14 protein-coding genes are annotated in these 19,286 nt (G+C 72.4%); 2 read left to right on the top strand and 12 right to left on the bottom strand.

Features of this window, described 5'->3' with window-relative positions; genetic code table 11:
- From pgi to RNC47_RS12250, 12 genes are all read right to left on the bottom strand, one after another.
- Positions 1–1,635, bottom strand: a complete 1,635-nt coding sequence (gene pgi, locus RNC47_RS12305) for a glucose-6-phosphate isomerase (RefSeq protein WP_311598203.1) — start codon at positions 1,633–1,635, stop codon at positions 1–3.
- A 152-nt stretch (positions 1,636–1,787) separates the two neighbouring features.
- Positions 1,788–2,123, bottom strand: coding sequence for an RNA polymerase-binding protein RbpA (locus tag RNC47_RS12300; RefSeq protein ID WP_132819565.1), 336 nt, complete (start codon positions 2,121–2,123; stop codon positions 1,788–1,790).
- 107 nt (positions 2,124–2,230) lie between these two features.
- Positions 2,231–2,461, bottom strand: coding sequence for a preprotein translocase subunit SecG (gene secG, locus RNC47_RS12295; RefSeq protein ID WP_132928653.1), 231 nt, complete (start codon positions 2,459–2,461; stop codon positions 2,231–2,233).
- 126 nt (positions 2,462–2,587) lie between these two features.
- Entirely contained in the window at positions 2,588–3,373 is a 786-nt protein-coding gene (tpiA, locus tag RNC47_RS12290) for a triose-phosphate isomerase (RefSeq protein ID WP_311598198.1), read from the bottom strand.
- A 3-nt stretch (positions 3,374–3,376) separates the two neighbouring features.
- Positions 3,377–4,579 carry a phosphoglycerate kinase gene (locus RNC47_RS12285; protein ID WP_311598196.1) on the bottom strand — a complete coding sequence of 401 codons (1,203 nt, stop codon included), beginning with the start codon at positions 4,577–4,579 and terminating at the stop codon, positions 3,377–3,379.
- Between the two features lie 319 nt (positions 4,580–4,898).
- The gene (gene gap / locus RNC47_RS12280; protein ID WP_311598194.1) at positions 4,899–5,903 is read right to left on the bottom strand and encodes a type I glyceraldehyde-3-phosphate dehydrogenase; all 1,005 of its coding nucleotides are present in this window, start codon (positions 5,901–5,903) and stop codon (positions 4,899–4,901) included.
- A gap of 190 nt (positions 5,904–6,093) precedes the next feature.
- Positions 6,094–7,071, bottom strand: a complete 978-nt coding sequence (whiA, locus tag RNC47_RS12275) for a DNA-binding protein WhiA (RefSeq protein WP_311598192.1) — start codon at positions 7,069–7,071, stop codon at positions 6,094–6,096.
- Positions 7,062–8,129, bottom strand: a complete 1,068-nt coding sequence (locus tag RNC47_RS12270) for a gluconeogenesis factor YvcK family protein (protein ID WP_311598190.1) — start codon at positions 8,127–8,129, stop codon at positions 7,062–7,064. Before RNC47_RS12270 ends, whiA begins: the two co-directional genes overlap by 10 nt.
- A 2-nt stretch (positions 8,130–8,131) precedes the next feature.
- Positions 8,132–9,055: an RNase adapter RapZ gene (rapZ, locus tag RNC47_RS12265; RefSeq protein WP_311598188.1), complete on the bottom strand. Its 924-nt coding sequence runs from the start codon at positions 9,053–9,055 to the stop codon at positions 8,132–8,134.
- A 94-nt stretch (positions 9,056–9,149) separates the two neighbouring features.
- Positions 9,150–11,123 (bottom strand): excinuclease ABC subunit UvrC, encoded by a 1,974-nt coding sequence (uvrC, locus tag RNC47_RS12260; protein ID WP_311598186.1) that lies wholly within the window; start codon positions 11,121–11,123, stop codon positions 9,150–9,152.
- A 47-nt stretch (positions 11,124–11,170) separates the two neighbouring features.
- Positions 11,171–11,827, bottom strand: a complete 657-nt coding sequence (locus RNC47_RS12255; RefSeq protein WP_311598184.1) for an MBL fold metallo-hydrolase — start codon at positions 11,825–11,827, stop codon at positions 11,171–11,173.
- Positions 11,828–11,861: 34 nt separating this feature from the next.
- Positions 11,862–12,551 carry a maleylpyruvate isomerase family mycothiol-dependent enzyme gene (locus RNC47_RS12250; RefSeq protein WP_311598182.1) on the bottom strand — a complete coding sequence of 230 codons (690 nt, stop codon included), beginning with the start codon at positions 12,549–12,551 and terminating at the stop codon, positions 11,862–11,864.
- 197 nt (positions 12,552–12,748) lie between these two features.
- Between RNC47_RS12250 and uvrA the strand changes: the two genes are divergently transcribed.
- Positions 12,749–15,682, top strand: coding sequence for an excinuclease ABC subunit UvrA (gene uvrA / locus RNC47_RS12245; RefSeq protein ID WP_311598180.1), 2,934 nt, complete (start codon positions 12,749–12,751; stop codon positions 15,680–15,682).
- Between the two features lie 145 nt (positions 15,683–15,827).
- Positions 15,828–19,277: a phosphodiester glycosidase family protein gene (locus tag RNC47_RS12240; RefSeq protein WP_394814762.1), complete on the top strand. Its 3,450-nt coding sequence runs from the start codon at positions 15,828–15,830 to the stop codon at positions 19,275–19,277.
- Positions 19,278–19,286 lie beyond the last annotated feature (9 nt).

The following is a 19,286-nucleotide window of genomic DNA, read 5'->3' as shown; positions in this document are numbered from 1 at the left end:
CTAACGACCGCGCAACTCGCGGTAGGTGGCGACGAGCCGCGCCGTGGAGGCGTCGAGCCCGGGCACGTCCGCGCCTTCGGTGAGGGCCGGCTCGACGCGCTTGGCGAGCACCTTGCCGAGCTCGACGCCCCACTGGTCGAAGGAGTCGATGTCCCAGACCGCGCCCTGGACGAACACCTTGTGCTCGTACAGGGCGACGAGCTGACCGAGCACGGACGGGGTCAGCTCGGCGGCCAGGATGGTGGTGGTGGGCCGGTTCCCGGGGAAGGTGCGGTGCGGCACGAGCTCCTCGGCGACGCCCTCGGCCCGCACCTCCTCCGCGGTCTTGCCGAACGCCAACGCCTGGCCCTGCGCGAAGAGGTTGGCCATCAGCAGGTCGTGCTGGGCGGCGAGGGTGGGCGAGAGCTCGGCGACCGGCCGGGCGAAGCCGATGAGGTCGGCCGGGATCAGCTTGGTGCCCTGGTGCAGCAACTGGTAGTAGGCGTGCTGCCCGTTGGTGCCCGGGGTGCCCCACACCACGGGTCCCGTACCCCAACTCACCGGCTCGCCCTGCCGGTCGACGTACTTGCCGTTGGACTCCATGTCCAACTGCTGGAGGTAGGCGGTGAACCGGGAGAGGTAGTGGCTGTAGGGCAGCACGGCGTGCGACTGGGCGTCCCAGAAGCCGCCGTACCAGACGCCCAACAGGCCGAGCAGCATCGGCACGTTGGACTCGATCGGCGCGGTGCGGAAGTGCTCGTCGACGAGGTGGAAGCCGGCCAGCATCTCGCGGAACCGCTCGGGTCCGATGGCGATGACCAGCGACAGGCCGATGGCCGAGTCGTAGGAGTAGCGGCCGCCGACCCAGTCCCAGAACTCGAACATGTTCTGGGTGTCGATGCCGAACTCGGCGACCTTCTCGGCGTTGGTGGACACGGCCACGAAGTGGCGTGCGATCGCGGCCTGGTCGCCGCCGAGGCCGGCGAGCAGCCACTCGCGCGCCGAGGTGGCGTTGGTGATGGTCTCCAGGGTGGTGAACGTCTTGGAGGCGACGATGAACAGCGTCTCGGCCGGGTCCAGGTCGCGCACCGCCTCGTGCAGGTCGGCGCCGTCCACGTTGGAGACGAAACGGAAGGTCAACTCCCGGGCGGCGTAGGGCCGCAGCACCTCGTAGGCCATGGCGGGGCCGAGGTCGGAGCCGCCGATGCCGATGTTCACCACGTTCCTGACGCGCCTGCCGGTGTGGCCGGTCCACTCGCCGGAGCGCACCCGCTCGGCGAAGTCGGCCATCCGGTCGAGGACCGCGTGCACGGCGGGCACCACGTTCTCCCCGTCGACCTCGATCACGGCGTCCCGCGGGGCGCGCAGCGCGGTGTGCAACACGGCACGGTCCTCGGTGATGTTGATGCGCTCGCCGCGGAACATGGCGTCCCGCAGCCCGGCGACCCCGGTGGCCTCGGCGAGCGCCCGCAGCAGCCGCAGCGTCTCGTCCGTCACCAGGTTCTTCGAGTAGTCGACGCGCAGGTCGCCGACCCGGGCCTGGTAGCGCTCGGCCCGCCCGGCGTCGCCGGCGAACAGCTCCCGCAGATGCACCTCCCCCAGGTCATCCCGGTGCTTCGCCAACGCGCTCCACTCAGCAGTCCGATCGAGCCTCATACCCGGTCAACCCATCCGTCCGTCTCGCTGTTCCCACCCCGCGCGCAACGCTAGTCGATCGGTCGGGAGCGGGTACGCGACGGGCCCGGGCCCCGGTGGGTGAACCGGGAGCCCGGGCCCGAGAGACCCGCGCGGAGGGGGGAGGACCGCCCTCAGATCTCGCCGCGCAGCTTCGCCAGCGCCTCGGCGAGGATCGCCTCGCCGTCGGCGTCGCTGCGCCGCTCACGGACATAAGCGAGATGGGTCTTGTACGGCTCGGTGCGCGGTGGGTCCGGAGGCGAGTCCCGCTCGGTGCCGGCCGGGAAGCCGCAGCGCGGGCAGTCCCAGGTGTCCGGAATCTGTGCGTCGCTCGCGAAGCTGGGCTGTGTCTCGTGCCCGTTCGCACACCAGAAGGAGACCCTGAGCCGAGGAGCGGACTCGCCGCGCTCGGCCTCACCCATGGGCCCCGCGCCGACCCGGCTACCCCGGATCGCGTTGCCACCTGCCACGGTCGTTACTCCTGCCTGACATCCTGCGAAGTCCTCAGTTTATGCAAGGCTCAACGCACGTCCAGTGCTTCGAGTTACTGACTTACCCGTTCATGGCGAGGCCGTCGTCAGGACCGCATCAACAGGCCGAGGATCACGACGATCCCGAACCAGATGAGCCCGACCACGACCGTGATCCGGTCCAGGTTCCGCTCGGCGACCGACGAACCGCCGACCGAGGACTGCATGCCTCCGCCGAACATGTCGGAGAGACCGCCGCCCTTCCCCTTGTGCATGAGCACGAGCAAGGCCAACAGGAAGCTGAAGATGATCAGCGCGATCTGGAACGCCGTCTCCACGACTGGACCAACTCTCTCAACAACGTCGCACGGACAAGTGATCTTTGCCTTGGGCCGGCCGCACGGCTACCCGCCCGCGCCGGCCGGCCCCCGACAGCGTACCGCGCGGTGCCGATCCAGCGGATTCTACTGGTCGCGGAATCGGACGATCTTGACGAACTCGTCGGCGTCCAGCGCGGCGCCCCCGACGAGGGCCCCGTCCACGTCCGGCTGGGCCATGATCGCGGCCACGTTCCCGGCCTTGACCGAGCCGCCGTACTGGATCCGCACCTGGTCGGCCAGCGAGCCGTCGTAGAGCTCGGCGAGCCTGCCCCTGATCGCCGCGCAGACCTCCTGCGCGTCCTCCGGGGTGGCGACCTCGCCGGTGCCGATGGCCCAGACCGGCTCGTAGGCGATGACGATCGACTCGGCCTGGCCGGCCGGCACGTCCTTGAGGGCCCCGTCGAGCTGGGCGAGGGTGTGCTCGACGTGGGTGCCGGCCTTGCGGACCTCGAGCGGCTCGCCGACGCAGAGGATCGGGGTGAGCCCGTGCCGGTAGGCGGCCCTGACCTTGGCGTTGCAGGTCTCCTCGGCCTCGCCGTGGTACTGCCGTCGCTCGGAGTGGCCGATCACGACGTAGGTGCAGTTGAGCTTGGCCAGCATGGGCCCGGAGATCTCGCCCGTGTAGGCGCCCGAGTCGTGGGCCGAGATGTCCTGGGCGCCGTACTTGATCTTGAGCTTGTCGCCGTCGACCAGGGTCTGCACCGAGCGCAGGTCGGTGAAGGGCGGCAGGACGGCGACCTCGACGGCGTCGTAGTCCTTGTCGGAGAGGGCGAAGGCCAGCTTCTGGACGTGGGCGATGGCCTCCAGGTGGTTGAGGTTCATCTTCCAGTTGCCCGCCATCAGCGGGGTGCGCGAAGACGCGGTGGCCATGGGTCAGTCCTCCAGTGCGGCGAGGCCGGGGAGGGTCTTGCCCTCCAGGTATTCGAGGCTGGCGCCGCCGCCGGTCGAGATGTGACCGAAGGCGGCCTCGTCGAAGCCGAGGATGCGGACGGCCGCGGCCGAGTCGCCGCCGCCCACGACGCTGAAGGCGGAGCTGTCCACCAGGGCCTGGGCCACGGCCCTGGTCCCCTCGGCGAGGTCGGGGTGCTCGAAGACGCCCATCGGGCCGTTCCAGAAGACGGTGGCGGCGTCGGCGAGCTTGGCCGCGTACAGCTTCCTGGTCTCCGGGCCGATGTCCAGGCCCATCAGACCGGCCGGGATGGCGTCGGCCGACACCACGCTGGCCTCGACCGGGGCCTTGGTGGACAGGTCGGGGAACTCCTTGGTGGCGACCACGTCGACGGGGAGCACGAACTCGACGCCGCGCTCCTTCGCCTGCTCCAGGTAGCCCTGGACGGCCGGGATCTGGTCCTCCTGGAGCAGCGAGTCGCCGACCTCGTGGCCCTGGGCCTTGAGGAAGGTGTAGGCCATGCCGCCGCCGATCAGGATGCGGTCGGCGCGCTCGAGGAGGTGGGCGATGACGCCGAGCTTGTCGGAGACCTTGGCGCCGCCGAGCGCCACCGCGTAGGGGCGGGACACGTCGTCGGTGAGCTGACGCAGCACGCCGACCTCGGTGGCGATCAGGCCGCCGGCGGCGTGCGGCAGCCGGGCCGGGAGGTCGTAGACGGAGGCGTGCCTGCGGTGGACGGCGCCGAAGCCGTCGCCGACGTAGGCGTCGGCGAGGGCCGCGAGCTGGTCGGCGAAGGCGCCGCGCTCCGCGTCGTCCTTGCTGGTCTCGCCGGGGTTGAAGCGGAGGTTCTCGAGCAGCGCCACCTGTCCTCCGCCCAGCGAGGCGACGGTGGCGGCGGCGCTGTCGCCGACGGTGTCGGTGGCGAACGCGACGGGCCTGCCGAGCAGTTCGCCGAGCCGCCGGGCGACCGGGGCCAGCGAGTACTTGGGCTCGGGCGCGCCCTTGGGGCGACCGAGGTGGGAGGCCACGATCACCTTGGCGCCCGCGTCGGCGAGCCTGGTGATCGTCGGCACGGCGGCGCGGATGCGGCCGTCGTCGGTGATCGTCTCGCCGTCGAGCGGGACGTTGAGGTCGGCACGGACGAAGACCCGCTGCCCGGCGACCTGGAGATCGTCAATCGTCTGCATGGTGTGTCTTCCGGCTCCTGAAGGGCTGTTGCGCCTGGGCCTGTCTTTTGGTCTTCGTGGATCAGCGAGCGGCGGCTGACGCCCGACTGGCAAGGCGCCTCACGCGGCGGAGCCGCATGTCGGCCGCAGCGCAGCTCGTACTTGGCCGTACTCGCGCGATTCGGCAACGCAGCCAGCCGGGATGCCTGGGGGCACCTCCCAGCCGCCAGGCTGGGGGCCCGTCGCGAGCCCGCGAAGATCCGGAAGACAGGCCCCGGGCCCGCGGCGCGCGCCGCGGGCCCCAAAGCTCCTGCTGCTCCGACGGAATCGCGTCGCCTGTTTACAGACGCTCGCCGACGTAGACGGTGAGGTCGACGAGGCGGTTGGAGTAGCCCCACTCGTTGTCGTACCAGCCGACGATCTTGACCTGCTTGCCCTGCGCCATGGTGAGCGAGGCGTCCAGGGTGCAGGAGGCCGGCCAGTTGACGATGTCCGAGGAGACGATCTGGTCCTCGGTGTACTCCAGGATGCCCTTGAGCTGGGTCTCGGCAGCGGTCCTGAAGGCCGCGTTGACCTCTTCCTTGGTGACCTCGCGGTCCAGCTCGACCACCAGGTCGGTGACGGAGCCGGTGGGGACCGGCACGCGGAGCGCGATGCCGTCCAGCTTGCCCTTGAGCTGCGGCAGGACCAGCGAGGTGGCCTTGGCGGCGCCGGTGGTGGTCGGGATGATGTTGACCGCGGCGGCGCGGGCCCGGCGCAGGTCCTTGTGCGGGAAGTCCAGGATGCGCTGGTCGTTGGTGTAGGCGTGGACCGTGGTCATCAGGCCCTTGACGATGCCGAAGCTCTCGTCGAGCACCTTGGCCATCGGCGCCACACAGTTGGTGGTGCAGGAGGCGTTGGAGATGACGTCGTGCGCGGCCGGGTCGTACTTGTCCTGGTTGACGCCCATGACGACCGTGATGTCCTCGTCCTTGGCGGGCGCGGAGATCAGGACCTTCTTGGCGCCGGCGGCCAGGTGCTTGGCGGCGTCGGCGCGCTTGGTGAAGATGCCGGTCGACTCGATGACGAGGTCGGCGCCCAGCTCGCCCCAGGGCAGGTTGGCCGGGTCGCGCTCGGCCAGGGTCTTGAAGGTCTGGTTGCCGACCGTGATGGTGTCCTCGGTGTGGCTGACCTCCTGCTTCAGCCGGCCGAGGATGCTGTCGTACTTCAGCAGGTGCACCAGGGTCGCGTTGTCGGTCAGGTCGTTGACGCCAACGATCTGGACATCCGCTCCCTGTTCAAGGAGCGCGCGGAAGTAGTTGCGACCGATACGGCCAAAGCCGTTGATTCCTACGCGGATCGTCACGAACCGATCTCCTCGTTGGTACGCCGGCGAAACGGACACCGGCGACGATGTATTGGGATGTCCCCGACCATCTCCGACCCTACCGCGACCACCCGGCGCGTATGACATCGGCCATGGGGTGTTCCGGCCCGTGATTCCGGGCCGGAACACCCCTCGGCCGATCGCCGCGGCGCCCTCGGAGGGGACGCGGTCAGCCCACCATCTCCTCGGTGAGGCTGGCCTCGGTGCCCGGGATACCCAGGTCCTGCGCCCGCTTGTCGGCCATGGCGAGCAGCCGGCGGATGCGGCCGGCGACCGCGTCCTTGGTGAGCGGCGGCTCGGCCAGCGCGCCCAACTCCTCCAGCGACGCCTGCTTGTGGTCCATCCGCAGCCGACCGGCGGCGGCCAGGTGCTCCGGCACCTCCTCGCCCAGGATCTCCAGCGCGCGCTGCACGCGGGCGCCGGCGGCCACGGCCGCGCGGGCGGAGCGGCGGAGGTTGGCGTCGTCGAAGTTGGCGAGGCGGTTGGCGGTGGCTCTGACCTCGCGCCGCATCCGGCGCTCCTCCCAGGCGAGCACCGACTCGTGGGCGCCGAGCCGCGTCAACAGGGCGCCGATGGCGTCACCGTCCCGGACGACGACGCGGTCCACGCTGCGCACCTCGCGGGCCTTGGCGCCGATCTGCAGCCGGCGCGCCGCGCCGACCAGGGCGAGGGCGGCCTCCGGCCCGGGGCAGGTGACCTCCAGCGAGGAGGAGCGGCCCGGCTCGGTCAGCGAGCCGTGGGCGAGGAAGGCTCCGCGCCAGGCGGCCTCCGCGTCGCAGGTGGCGCCGGAGACCACCTGTGGTGGCAGGCCGCGGATGGGCCGGCCGCGGCCGTCGACCAGGCCGGTCTGGCGGGCCAGCTGGTCACCGCCCGCCACGACGCGCACCACGTACCGGCTGCCGCGCCGCAGCCCGCCGGGGGCCATCACGACCAGGTCGGAGGTGTGGCCGAAGATCTCCAGGATGTCCCGGCGCAGCCGCCGGGCCGCGATCCCGGTGTCGAGCTCGGCCTCGATCACGATCCGCCCGCTGACCAGGTGCAGGCCGCCCGCGAAGCGCAGGATCGACGACACCTCCGACTTGCGGCAGCAGGTGCGGGTGACGGGAAGCCGGGAGATCTCGTCCTTCACCGCAGCCGTCATCGCCATGGGCCGATCCTTCCATGCATCCGAAAAATACGGTCGTACGCGGCCGCCAGCAGCTCCGGGTCGTGCCGGGGAGACACCGCCCCGTCGGGCATGCCCCCGGCGGCGGCCACCGGTGCCAGCTCGACCCTGGCCCCAAGACGCTCGGCGGCCCGGCTCAGGCTCTCCTGGTCCGGGACGGCGGCCTGGTCTGCCAGCACCACGTCGAAGGCGAGTTTAGGGGCGTGTTGTACCAAAACCTCCACATGACGCTGCGGGGAGAAGCCATCAGTTTCGCCGGGCTGCGGGGCCAGGTTGAGTGAGAGCACGCGGCGGGCCTTGGTGCGGGTCAGGGCGTCGAGCAGCTCGGGGACCAGCAGGTGCGGGATGACGGAGGAGAACCAGGAGCCCGGGCCGAGCACCACCCAGTCGGCGTCGAGGACCGCCTCGACGGCCTCGGGGACCGCGGGCGGGGCGGCGGGCACCAGCATGACCTGGCGCACCTCGCCGGGGGTGAGCGCCACCGCCACCTGGCCCCTGACCCGGCTCAACTCCTCGGGGCGGCCGGGCTCGTGGCCGCGGACCAGCGCCTCGAGCTCCAGCGGCACGGCGGACATCGGGAGCACCCGGCCGTGCGCGCCGAGCAGCTTGCCGACCAGGTCCAGGGCGCGGACGTGGTCGCCGAGCTGCTCCCAGAGGGCGACGATCAGCAGGTTGCCCACGGCGTGGTCGTGGAGGGCGCCCTCGCTCTTGAACCGGTGCTGCACCACCTCGGACCAGGTGCGCCCCCAGTCGTCGTCGCCGCACAGGGCGGCCAGCGCCTTGCGCAGGTCGCCGGGCGGCAGCACGCCGAGCTCGGCGCGCAGCCGGCCGCTCGACCCGCCGTCGTCGGCGACCGTGACCACGGCGGTCAGGTCGCCGGTGATCCGCCGCAGTGCGGCCAGCGAGGCCGCCAGGCCCATGCCGCCGCCGAGCGCGACGACCTTGGGCTGGGCCCGGCGCCCGCCCCGCGGCCTGCCGCCGCGCCGGGCGCGACCGACCCCGTCCGCTGTCCGGCGCTGCCGGAGCCCCTTGCGCGGCATTCCTATTCGCGCCCCATGTCCCGGTGGACCACGACCGTCTCGATCCCTTCCGCGGCCAGCCGGCGGGCCAGCCGCTCCGACATGGCGACGCTGCGGTGCTTGCCGCCGGTGCAGCCGACGGCGATGGTGACGTAGCGCTTGCCCTCGCGGCGGTAGCCGCCGGCGATCAGCTGGAGCAGCTCCGCGTAGCGGTCGAGGAACTCCTTGGCGCCGGGCTGGTTGAACACGTAGCCGGCGACCTCCTCGCTGGTGCCGGTGTAGGGCCGCAGCTCCGGCACCCAGTGCGGGTTGGGCAGGAACCGGCAGTCCACGACGTGGTCGGCGTCCACCGGCAGGCCGTACTTGTAGCCGAAGGACATCACCGTCGCGCGCAGCTCCGGCTCGTCGCCGCTGGTGAACTGGGCGTCCATCTTGGCGCGCAGCTCGTGCACGTTGAGGTTGGATGTGTCGATGACCAGGTCGGCGTCGCCGCGCAGCTCGCGCAGCAGGTCGCGCTCGGCCGCGATGCCGTCGACGATCCGCCCGTCACCCTGCAGCGGGTGCGGCCTGCGGACCGACTCGAACCGCTGGACCAGCGCGTTGTCCGAGGCCTCGAGGAAGACCACGCGGCGGGTGACGCCCTTGGCCGCCAGGTCGCTCAGGGACTCCCGGAGGCTGTCGAAGAAGCTGCGGCCGCGGACGTCGACCACGACGGCGATGCGCGCCACGTTGCCCTGGGAGCGGGCGCCGAGGTCGACCATGGTCGGGATGAGGGCCGGTGGCAGGTTGTCCACGACGAACCAGCCGAGGTCCTCCAGGCACTTGGCCGCGGTGCTGCGGCCGGCGCCTGACATGCCGGTGATGATCACCAGCTCGGGGATGGTGACGACCTCGTCGCCGCCGGGCGGCGACGGGGCCTGTTCTTCGCCTCTTGTCTGTTCACTCATGTCTGCTGTCCCCCGCCTGTTCCGTTTCCTGGGTGTTGTCGCGTGGTGGGCCGGGCCCCGTGCCGGGCGCCGACCGCCGGGCGTGACCGTCGGCTCAGTCGTCGACGATCTCGCCGGTGGCGGTGTTGACCGCCGGGGCGGCCGGGCCGCTCGCGGCGAGCGCGGCGGCGACCGTCTCCGCGGTCTTGCGGCCGATGCCGGGCACCTCGCAGATCTCCTCGACCGTGGCGGCGCGGAGCCGCTTGACCGAGCCGAAGTGCTTGAGCAGGGCCTTCTTGCGGGCCTCCCCGAGTCCGGTGACGGTGTCGAGGGGACCCTTCCTTATCGATTGTGACCGCTTTCCACGCTGATAGCGGATGGCGAAGCGGTGCGCCTCGTCCCTGACGCGCTGCAGCAGGTAGAGGCCCTCGCTGGTGCGCGGCAGGATCACCGGGTCCTCCTCGCCCGGCAGCCATACCTCCTCGAGCCGCTTGGCGAGGCCGCAGACGGCGACGTCGTCGATGCCGAGGTCGTCCATGGCCCGGCGGGCGGCGGCCACCTGCGGCTGCCCGCCGTCCACCACGACGAGCTGGGGCGGGTAGGCGAAGCGCTTGGGGCGGCCGTCCTCCGTGCGGAGGGACGCGGGAACCTCGTCCTCCGGTTCCTCCACGGCCCACTCGCCGGTCTTCTCGCGCTCCCTGAGGTAGCGGCGGAAGCGCCGGGAGACGACCTCGTGCATGGCGCGGACGTCGTCCTGGCCGGCGAAGCTCTTGATCTCGAACCGCCGGTACTCGCTCTTCCGGGCCAGGCCGTCCTCGAAGACGACCATGGAGGCCACCACGTCGTCGCCCTGGAGGTGGGAGACGTCGAAGCACTCGATGCGCAGCGGGGCGGAGTCGAGGCCGAGGGCCTCGGCGATCTCCTCCAGGGCACGGGACCTGGTGGTGAGGTCGGAGGCGCGCTTGGTCTTGTGCAGGGCGAGCGCCTGCTGGGCGTTGCGCTCGACCGTGGTCATCAGGTCCTTCTTGTCGCCGCGCTGGGGCACCCGCAGGCTGACCCGGGAGCCGCGGCGCCCGCTGAGCCAGTCGGCGACCGGCTCGGGCGGGTCGGGGAGCGCGGGCACCAGGACCTCGCGCGGCACGGCCTCGCCGCTCTCCTCGCCGTAGAGCTGGGTGAGGGCGCTCTCGACCAGCTCGGCCGTGGAGATGTTGGCGACCCGGTCGGTGACCCAGCCGCGCTGGCCGCGCACCCGGCCCCCGCGGACGTGGAAGATCTGCACGGCCGCCTCGAGCTCGTCCTCGGCGAGGGCGATGAGGTCGGCGTCGGTGGCGTCGGCGAGGACCACCGCGTTCTTCTCCATGGCGCGCCTGAGGGCCTCGATGTCGTCCCGCAGCCGGCCGGCGCGCTCGTACTCGAGCTCCTCCGCGGCCTCGTGCATCTCCTGCTCGAGGCGGCGCAGGTAGGTGCCGGTGCGCCCGGCCATGAAGTCGCAGAACTCCTCGGCGAGGGCGCGGTGTTCCTCCGGGGTGACGCGGCCGACGCAGGGCGCGGAGCACTTGTCGATGTAGCCGAGGAGGCAGGGGCGCCCGACCGCGGCGGCGCGCTTGAACACCCCGGCCGAGCAGGTGCGGATGGGGAAGACCCGCAGCAGCAGGTCGACCGTCTCCCGGATGGCCCAGGCGTGGGCGTAGGGGCCGAAGTAGCGCACGCCCCTGCGCTTGGGGCCGCGCATCACCTGGGCCCTGGGGATCTCCTCGTTCATCGTGACGGCGAGCGACGGGTAGCTCTTGTCGTCCCGGTACTTGACGTTGAACCTGGGGTCGTACTCCTTGATCCAGGAGTACTCGAGCTGGAGCGCCTCGACCTCGGTGGCGACCACCGTCCACTCCACCGAGGCGGCCGTGGTGACCATGGTGGCGGTCCTGGGGTGCAGCCCGCCGATGTCCTGGAAGTAGGAGGAGAGCCGCTGGCGCAGGCTCTTGGCCTTTCCCACGTAGATCACCCGACGGTGCTCGTCGCGAAAGCGGTAGACGCCCGGCGAGTCGGGGATCTCGCCCGGCTGCGGGCGGTAGCTGGAGGGATCGGCCATGTGCGCAACCCTACTGCCGGGGACTGACACTCAGTGACCTTGGTGAGTCACCAGCCCCGTTCGCGCCACTCGGGGAGCTTGGGGCGCTCGGCGCCGAGGGTGGTGTCGTTGCCGTGTCCCGGGTAGACCCAGGTCTCGTCAGGGAGCCGCTCGAAGAGCTTGGTCTCGACGTCGTGCAGCAGGCTGGCGAACGCCTCGGGGTCGTCGTGGGTGTTGCCGACGCCGCCGGGGAAGAGGCAGTCGCCGGTGAAGAGGTGGGGGTGGCCGTCGGGGTCGTCGTAGACGAGGGCGATGGACCCCGGGGTGTGGCCGACGAGGTGGCGCGCGGTGAGCCGGCAGGCGCCGACGGTGACCTCGTCGCCGTCGTCGACGAGCACGTCGGTGGGGACCGGGATGCCCTCGGCGTCGTGCCGGCCGGCGAGGGTGCGGGCCCCGGTGGCGTCGACGACCTCCCGCAGCGCCTGCCAGTGGTCGCCGTGCCGGTGGGTGGTGACGACGGTGGCGAGGCCGTCGTCACCGATCAGGTTCAGCAGCGTGCGGGGCTCGGCGGCGGCGTCGATCAGCAGCTGCTCGCCGGTCTCACGGCAGCGCAGCAGGTAGGCGTTGTTCTGCATGGGTCCCACGGCGACCTTGGAGATGATCAGCTTGGCGAGCTCGTGGGCGTCGGCCGGCTGTCCGACCGTGACGTTTCCGGTGTAGGCCATGGCCGTCAGTCTGCTACAGCCGCGCGGCCCGCGGTCAGAGGCCGGGCAGCTCGGGCAGCGGTTCGGCGGCGGTGAGGCCGCTGCCCGCGGTGCGCCCGCTGAGCCAGCCGACGAGCGCGGCGGCGGTGCCGACGATGATCCGCGGCGGTTCGCCGGCGCGGCCGGTGCGCCAGCTGCGGCCGTCCTCGGCGCGCAGCTCGACGGGCGGCACGTCGGGGTGGTCGGCGAGGCGGCGGGCGAGGTACTCGGGCGCGCGGTCGAGGAAGGCGTTCGGCAGGCTGGCGATGGTGCGGCCGATGTCGAGGTCGATGCCGTGCAGCTCGATCTCCACCCAGCGGCGGAGGGGGATGACGGAGGCCACGTCCCGCTGACCGTCACGCAGCGTCACGACGGCGCGCCACTCGTCGTCGGTGAGCCGCGCGGTGGTGGTGGCGAGCCGGTCGGCGCTGTCCCGCAGGTCGGCGAGGTGGGCGGCGAGCGGCCGGGGCGCGTCGCGCTCGATGTCGGCGTTCCTGGCCTCGAGGCTGGGGTACATGGGACGGCCCTGGAACACGTTCACCAGGGCGTCCGCGTTGCGCGCGAGGTGGGCGAGGACGTGGCCGCGGGTCCAGCCGGGGAGGCGGGAGGGCTGGGTGACCGCCGCGTCGTCCAGGGTGGCGACCTCGGCGACGAGGCGTTCCGTGGCGTCGTTGAGGCCGGCGAGGTCGGCCGTGGGTCCGGTCATGATCACCACGCTATCTCCCTCACACCTTCGAGTGAAGATGGCGGGAAGCCGCCGGGAATCGAACGGGCGTGCTATAGGGTGCGGAGCGCAGGGCCCGAGGCATCCGGGGGACATTCGTCAGATGCCGCCCATACTCTTGAACGGGCCGCCTGCGCTCCGCGGGCGGTCCGGGATTCACACGAAAGGTGCCATCCGGCGTGGCCGACCGACTCATCGTGCGAGGCGCTCGCGAGCACAATCTGCGGAATGTCTCGCTCGACCTGCCCCGCGACTCGCTCATCGTCTTCACCGGGCTGTCGGGTTCTGGCAAGTCCTCGCTCGCCTTCGACACGATCTTCGCCGAGGGCCAGCGGCGCTACGTCGAGTCGCTGTCCTCCTACGCCCGGCAGTTCCTCGGGCAGATGGACAAGCCGGATGTGGACTTCATCGAGGGCCTCTCCCCCGCGGTCTCCATCGACCAGAAGTCGACCTCGCGCAACCCGCGCTCCACGGTGGGCACGATCACCGAGGTCTACGACTACCTGCGGCTGCTCTTCGCCCGCATCGGGCGCCCGCACTGTCCCGAGTGCGGCCGTCCGATCGCCAGGCAGTCGCCGCAGGCGATCGTGGACAAGGTGCTCGCGCTGGAGGAGGGCAGCCGCTTCCAGGTGCTGTCGCCGCTGGTGCGGGAGCGCAAGGGTGAGTTCGTCGACCTCTTCTCCGACCTGCAGACCAAGGGCTACAGCCGGGCCAGGGTGGACGGCGCGACGGTCCAGCTGACCGATCCGCCGAAGCTGAAGAAGCAGGAGAAGCACACCATCGAGGTGGTCGTGGACCGCCTCACGGTGAAGGAGAGCGCCAAGCGCCGGCTGACGGACTCGGTGGAGACCGCCCTCGGCCTCTCCGGCGGCATGGTCGTGCTGGACTTCGTCGACCTGCCGGCGGACGACCCGCAGCGCGAGCGGATGTTCTCCGAGCACCTGTACTGCCCGTACGACGACCTGTCCTTCGAGGAGCTGGAGCCGCGCTCCTTCTCCTTCAACTCCCCGTTCGGCGCGTGCCCCGAGTGCAGCGGCCTCGGGAGCCGGATGGAGGTCGACCCCGAGCTGATCGTGCCCGACCCGGAGAAGACCCTGGAGGAGGGCGCCATCCACCCGTGGTCGCACGGGCAGACCAGGGGGTACTTCAACCTGCTGCTCGGCGCCCTCGGCAAGGCGTTGAACTTCCGCACGGACATCCCGTGGGAGGGGCTGCCGCAGCGCGCCCGCAAGGCGATCCTGCACGGCCACAAGTCCAAGATCGAGGTGCGCTACGAGAACCGGCACGGCCAGGAGCGCGCCTACACCACGGCCTTCGAGGGCGTGATCCCGTTCGTCCAGCGCCGGTACGCCGAGGCCGAGACGGACAACAGCAGGGAGCGCTTCGAGGGCTACATGCGCGAGGCGCCCTGCCCCGGCTGCCGGGGCACCCGGCTGAAGCCGCTGGTCCTCGCGGTCACGGTGCAGGGCAGGTCCATCGCGGACGTGGCGGGCATGTCGATCAGCGCCTGCGCCGACTTCCTGCGCGAGATGACGCTCACCGACCGCGAGAAGACCATCGCGGAGCGGGTCCTCAAGGAGGTCAACGAGCGGCTCCGCTTCCTGGTCGACGTCGGCCTCGACTACCTGTCGCTCGACCGCGCCGCCGGCACCCTGTCGGGCGGCGAGGCCCAGCGCATCCGGCTCGCCACCCAGATCGGCTCCGGCCTGGTGGGCGTCCTGTACGTGCTGGACGAGCCGTCGATCGGCCTGCACCAGCGGGACAACCACCGGCTGATCGAGACCCTGGTCCGCCTGCGGAACCTGGGCAACACGCTGATCGTCGTCGAGCACGACGAGGACACCATCCGCACCTCCGACTGGGTGGTGGACATCGGCCCGGGCGCCGGCGAGCACGGCGGCAAGGTGGTGCACAGCGGGCCGCTGGCCGAGCTGCTGGCCAACGAGGAGTCGCTGACCGGCCAGTACCTGTCAGGGAAGCGCTCGATCCCCACCCCCGAGGTGCGGCGGCCGGTGGACCGCAAGCGGCAGCTCACCGTGCACGGCGCCCGCGAGCACAACCTCAAGAACGTCGACGTCAGCTTCCCGCTCGGCGTGCTGACGGCCGTCACCGGCGTCTCGGGGTCGGGCAAGTCCACCCTGGTCAACGACATCCTCTACACCCACCTGGCGCGCGAGCTCAACCGCGCCAGGGCGGTCCCCGGCCGGCACACCCGGATCACCGGCGACGACCTGGTGGACAAGGTGGTGCACGTCGACCAGTCGCCGATCGGCCGCACCCCGAGGTCGAATCCGGCCACCTACACGGGCGTCTTCGACCACGTCCGCCGGCTCTTCGCGGAGACCACGGAGGCCAAGGTCCGCGGGTACCAGCCGGGCCGCTTCTCGTTCAACGTCAAGGGCGGCCGCTGCGAGAACTGCTCGGGCGACGGCACCATCAAGATCGAGATGAACTTCCTGCCCGACGTGTACGTGCCCTGTGAGGTCTGCCACGGCGCCCGGTACAACCGGGAGACCCTGGAGGTGCACTACAAGGGCAAGTCCATCGCCGAGGTGCTGGACATGCCGATCGAGGAGGCCCTCGACTTCTTCGAGGCCGTCCCCGGCATCGCCCGCCACCTGCGCACCCTGCGGGACGTCGGCCTCGGGTACGTCAGGCTCGGCCAGCCGGCGCCCACGCTCTCCGGCGGCGAGGCCCAGCGGGTCAAGCTGGCGGCCGAGCTCCAGCGGCGCTCCACCGGATCCACCGTCTACGTGCTGGACGAGCCCACCACCGGGCTGCACTTCGAGGACATCCGCAAGCTGATCTCGGTGCTGTCGGGGCTGGTCGACAAGGGCAACACGGTGATCGTCATCGAGCACAACCTCGACGTGATCAAGACCGCGGACTGGGTGGTGGACATGGGTCCGGAGGGCGGCTCGGGCGGCGGCCAGGTCGTCGCCGAGGGCACCCCCGAGCAGGTCGCCGCCGAGCCGGCCAGCCACACCGGCAAGTTCCTCCGGGACCTGCTGGGCGACCTGCCGTCCGCCGGGTCCCCGGCCGACGGCGGGACCACCGGCAAGACCTCCCCGGGCCGGGGCCGCGCGAAGCGGGCGGCCGCCAAGCGGAGCTGACACCCCGTGAGGATCCGTCGGGGCCGGTGGGGTTGTTCCCCCAGAGTTCTCGTCGGCCCTCTGGTATAGACCGGTTCTCCTTGGAACGCTGAGCCGCTGTCGGCGCGCACCGCGCCGACAGCGGCCCGCGTCCTAGGGAGTTCCTGTGTCAGGAGTCGCCGCGCGCTTCAGACCGCGCGCCCGTTCACTGCTCGTGCTGGGGGTGGCCTCGGCGCTCGCGGTCCTGTCCGCGCCACCGCCGGCCGTGGCCGCATCGGTGCCGGCCCTCGTCCGCGCCGTCCCCGCGTCGGTGGCCGACGGCGACGGCATCGAGCTGTCCCGCACCGAGCAACCGGTCGCGCCCGGCGCCGAGCTGACGACCTACCGGCGCCTGGAGTCCGACAAGTGGCTGAGCGCCCAGGCGCTCACCGTGGACCTGACCAGCGAGCTGCGCGTCGACTACCTCGCGGCCGACGAGGTGGCGGAGGCGGCCACGGTCGAGGAGTTGGTCGCGGGCCACGACCCGGGCGAGGGGCGCACCACCGTGGCCGCCATCAACGGCGACTTCTTCGACATCAACGGTTCGAGCGCCCCTCTCGGTCCCGGCGTCGCCGACGGCGAGCTGCGCCACTCGGGCTCCGGCAGCGCCGTCCAGACCGCCGCCATCGGCCCCGACGGCGCGGGCCGCGTCCTGGACCTCTACTTCGACGGCACCCTCACCCTGCCGGCCGGCGAACTCGACCTCACCGGCTTCAACGCGGCCACGGTCCCCGCCGGCGGCGTCGGCCTCTACACCCCCCTGTGGGGCGAGGCCGACCGGGCGCTGCCGGTCGCCGGGGCGGCCGAGGTCACCGAGGTCGTGGTGGTGGACGACCAGGTGGCCTCGGTGTCCGAGAAGCCGGGCGCGGGCCCGATCCCGGACGACTCCTACGTGCTGCTCGGCCGGGACGCCGGGGCCCGGGCCCTCGACGAGCTGGCCGCCGGCGACCCGGTCACCACCGAGTACGCGCCCCGCACCGGCGACGGGGGGCCGTTGCCGCGCACCGCGGTCGGCGGCCGCGGCGTGCTGGTCTCCGAGGGCGAGCCGGTGAACTGGGAGGGCCTGCCGAACAACGCGACCGCCCCGCGCACCGCGGTGGGCTTCTCGCGGGACGGCCGGGAGATGTACGTGCTGACCGTGGACGGCCGGCAGGCGCACTCCGGCGGGGTCACCCTGACCGAGCTGGCACTGCTGATGGCCGACCTGGGCGCCTACAGCGCGCTCAACCTGGACGGCGGCGGCTCCACCACGATGCTCGCCCGGGCGCCGGGCGACGCCGCGCCCACCGTGGTCAACAGCCCCTCGGACGGCCGGCAGCGCGAGGTGCCCAACGGCCTGGCCATCACCGCCCCCGAGGGCAGCGGCGCGGTGGCCGGCTACCGGGTCTCCACCGCCGTCGACCCGGACCTGGCCCCCACCGCCGATCCCGTGCCGGGCGGCCACCCCGAGCGGGTCTTCCCCGGACTCACCCGCCGGCTGACCGCCACCGGGCACGACGAGACCCACGGACCGGCCGGCGCCGCCGAGGGCCCGCGCTGGCGCTCGTCCCGCCCGTCGGTGGGCGTCGTGGACGGCGACGGCGTGTTCACGGCCCGGCGCCCGGGCACCGTCGAGGTCACCGCCTCCCGGCACCGGGCCGCGGGATCGACGGAGCTGACCGTGCTCGGCGAGCTGACCCGGATCACCCCCACCACCCGACGCCTCGGCCTCGCCGATCCGGGCGCCGCCGGCTTCTTCGGGGTGCTCGGCCACGACGCCGCCGGCGGCTCGGCGCCCGTCGAGCCGGCCGACGTCGCCCTCGACTACGACGCCTCGCTGTTCCGGATCGAGCCCGACCCGGCGGCCGGCGGCTTCACGGTGACCGCGGCCTCCGACGCCGCCACCGCCTCGGGACTGGTCACCGCGACGGTGGCCGGGGTCACCACCACGGTGGCGGTGACCGTCGGCCTCCGGGACACCGTGGTGGCCGACTTCGAGGACGCCGACCGCTGGGTCTTCAGCCACGCGCGGGCCGGCGGCTCGCTGACCCCCGAGCCGGCCGGGCGGGAGGGCACCGGGGTGCGGATGGCCTACGACTTCTCGCTCTCCACCGCGACCCGCGCCGCCTACGCGACCCCGCCGGCCGACATCCCCGTCCCCGGCCAGCCGCAGAGCTTCACGCTCTGGGTGGAGGGCGACGGCCGCGGCTCCTGGCCCTCGCTGCACCTGGTGGACGCCCAGGGTGTCGGCCAGGTGCTGCGCGGCCCCCACATCACCTGGGAGGGGTGGCGCCAGATCACCTTCCAGGTGCCGCAGGGCGTGGCCTACCCGGTGTCCGTGCGCCGCTTCTACGTCGCCGAGACCCGGCCCGACACCCGGTACGCCGACGAGATCGTCTTCGACGAGCTGCGCGCCCAGACCCCGCCCGAGGTGGCGCTCCCCGAGACCGCCCGTTCGACCGACCCGCTGATCGGCTCCGCCGCGGACACGGCGGCCAGGGACTGGCGGTTCGCCGTGGTCTCGGACGCCCAGTTCGTGGCGCGGGACCCGGACAGCGACATCGTGGCCCTGGCCAGGCGGACGCTGCGCGAGGCCAGGGCCGCCGACCCCGACTTCGTGGTGATCAACGGCGACTGGGTGGACGAGGGCTCGCCGGCCGACCTGGCGTTCGCCCGCCAGGTGATCGAGGAGGAGCTGGGCGACGCCGTCCCCTGGTACTACGTGCCGGGCAACCACGAGGTGATGGGCGGCTCCCTCGACGGCTTCGAGGAGGAGTTCGGCCCGGCCCGGCTGACGTTCGACCACGAGGGCACCCGCTTCGTCACGCTGGACAGCTCCTCGCTGACCCTGCGCGGCGGCGGCCTCGCCCAGCTGCGCGAGCTGCGGGCGCAGCTCGACGCGGCGGCGCGGGACCGCTCGATCGGCTCCGTGGTGGTGATGTCACACGTGCCGCCGCGGGACACCACGGTGCGGCCGGCCAGCCAGCTGACGGACCGTCTCGAGGCCGCGCTGCTCGAGCGGTGGCTGGCGGAGTTCCGGCGGGAGACCGGCAAGGGCGCCGCGTTCTTCGGCGCGCACGTGGGGGTCTTCGACGGCTACCGGACGGACGGGGTGCCGTACTTCATCGGCGGCGACGCGGGCAAGGCGCCGGCCGCCGCGCCGGACGAGGGGGGCTTCACCGGCTGGGCGCTGGTGGGCGTGGACCGGGTCTCACCGCACGAGCAGGCCGAGGCCAGGCGGTCGCCCGAGACCCTGCTGCCGGACTGGCTGACCGTGCGGACCAGCCCGCACGTGGACGCGCTCGACCTGTCCGCGCCCGCCACGCTGCGGGCCGGCGAGACGGCGACGGCGGACGCCACGCTCACCCAGCGCCTCGCCTCGGGGGACCGTGAGGTCCCCGTGGCCTTCCCGGTCAGCGCCGACTGGGCCGGCTCACGCGGCCTCCACCTGGGCCCGGCCGAGGAGGCCGGACGCGGTGCCGTGGCGGCCTTCGACCCGGCCACCGGGCGGCTGACCGCCCTGCGCCCCGGCGCCGTCACCCTCACGGTGACGGTCGGCGGCGTGCGCCGGGCAGCGGAGATCCGCGTCACCCGCTGAGCCGGCCGG

Origin of the sequence: Streptomyces millisiae, from assembly GCF_031845425.1 — a bacterium.
In the GTDB taxonomy this organism is placed as follows: domain Bacteria; phylum Actinomycetota; class Actinomycetes; order Streptomycetales; family Streptomycetaceae; genus Streptomyces; species Streptomyces millisiae.
The sequence above is the reverse complement of the archived record's forward strand: the minus strand, read 5'-3'. Positions and strand labels throughout refer to the sequence as shown.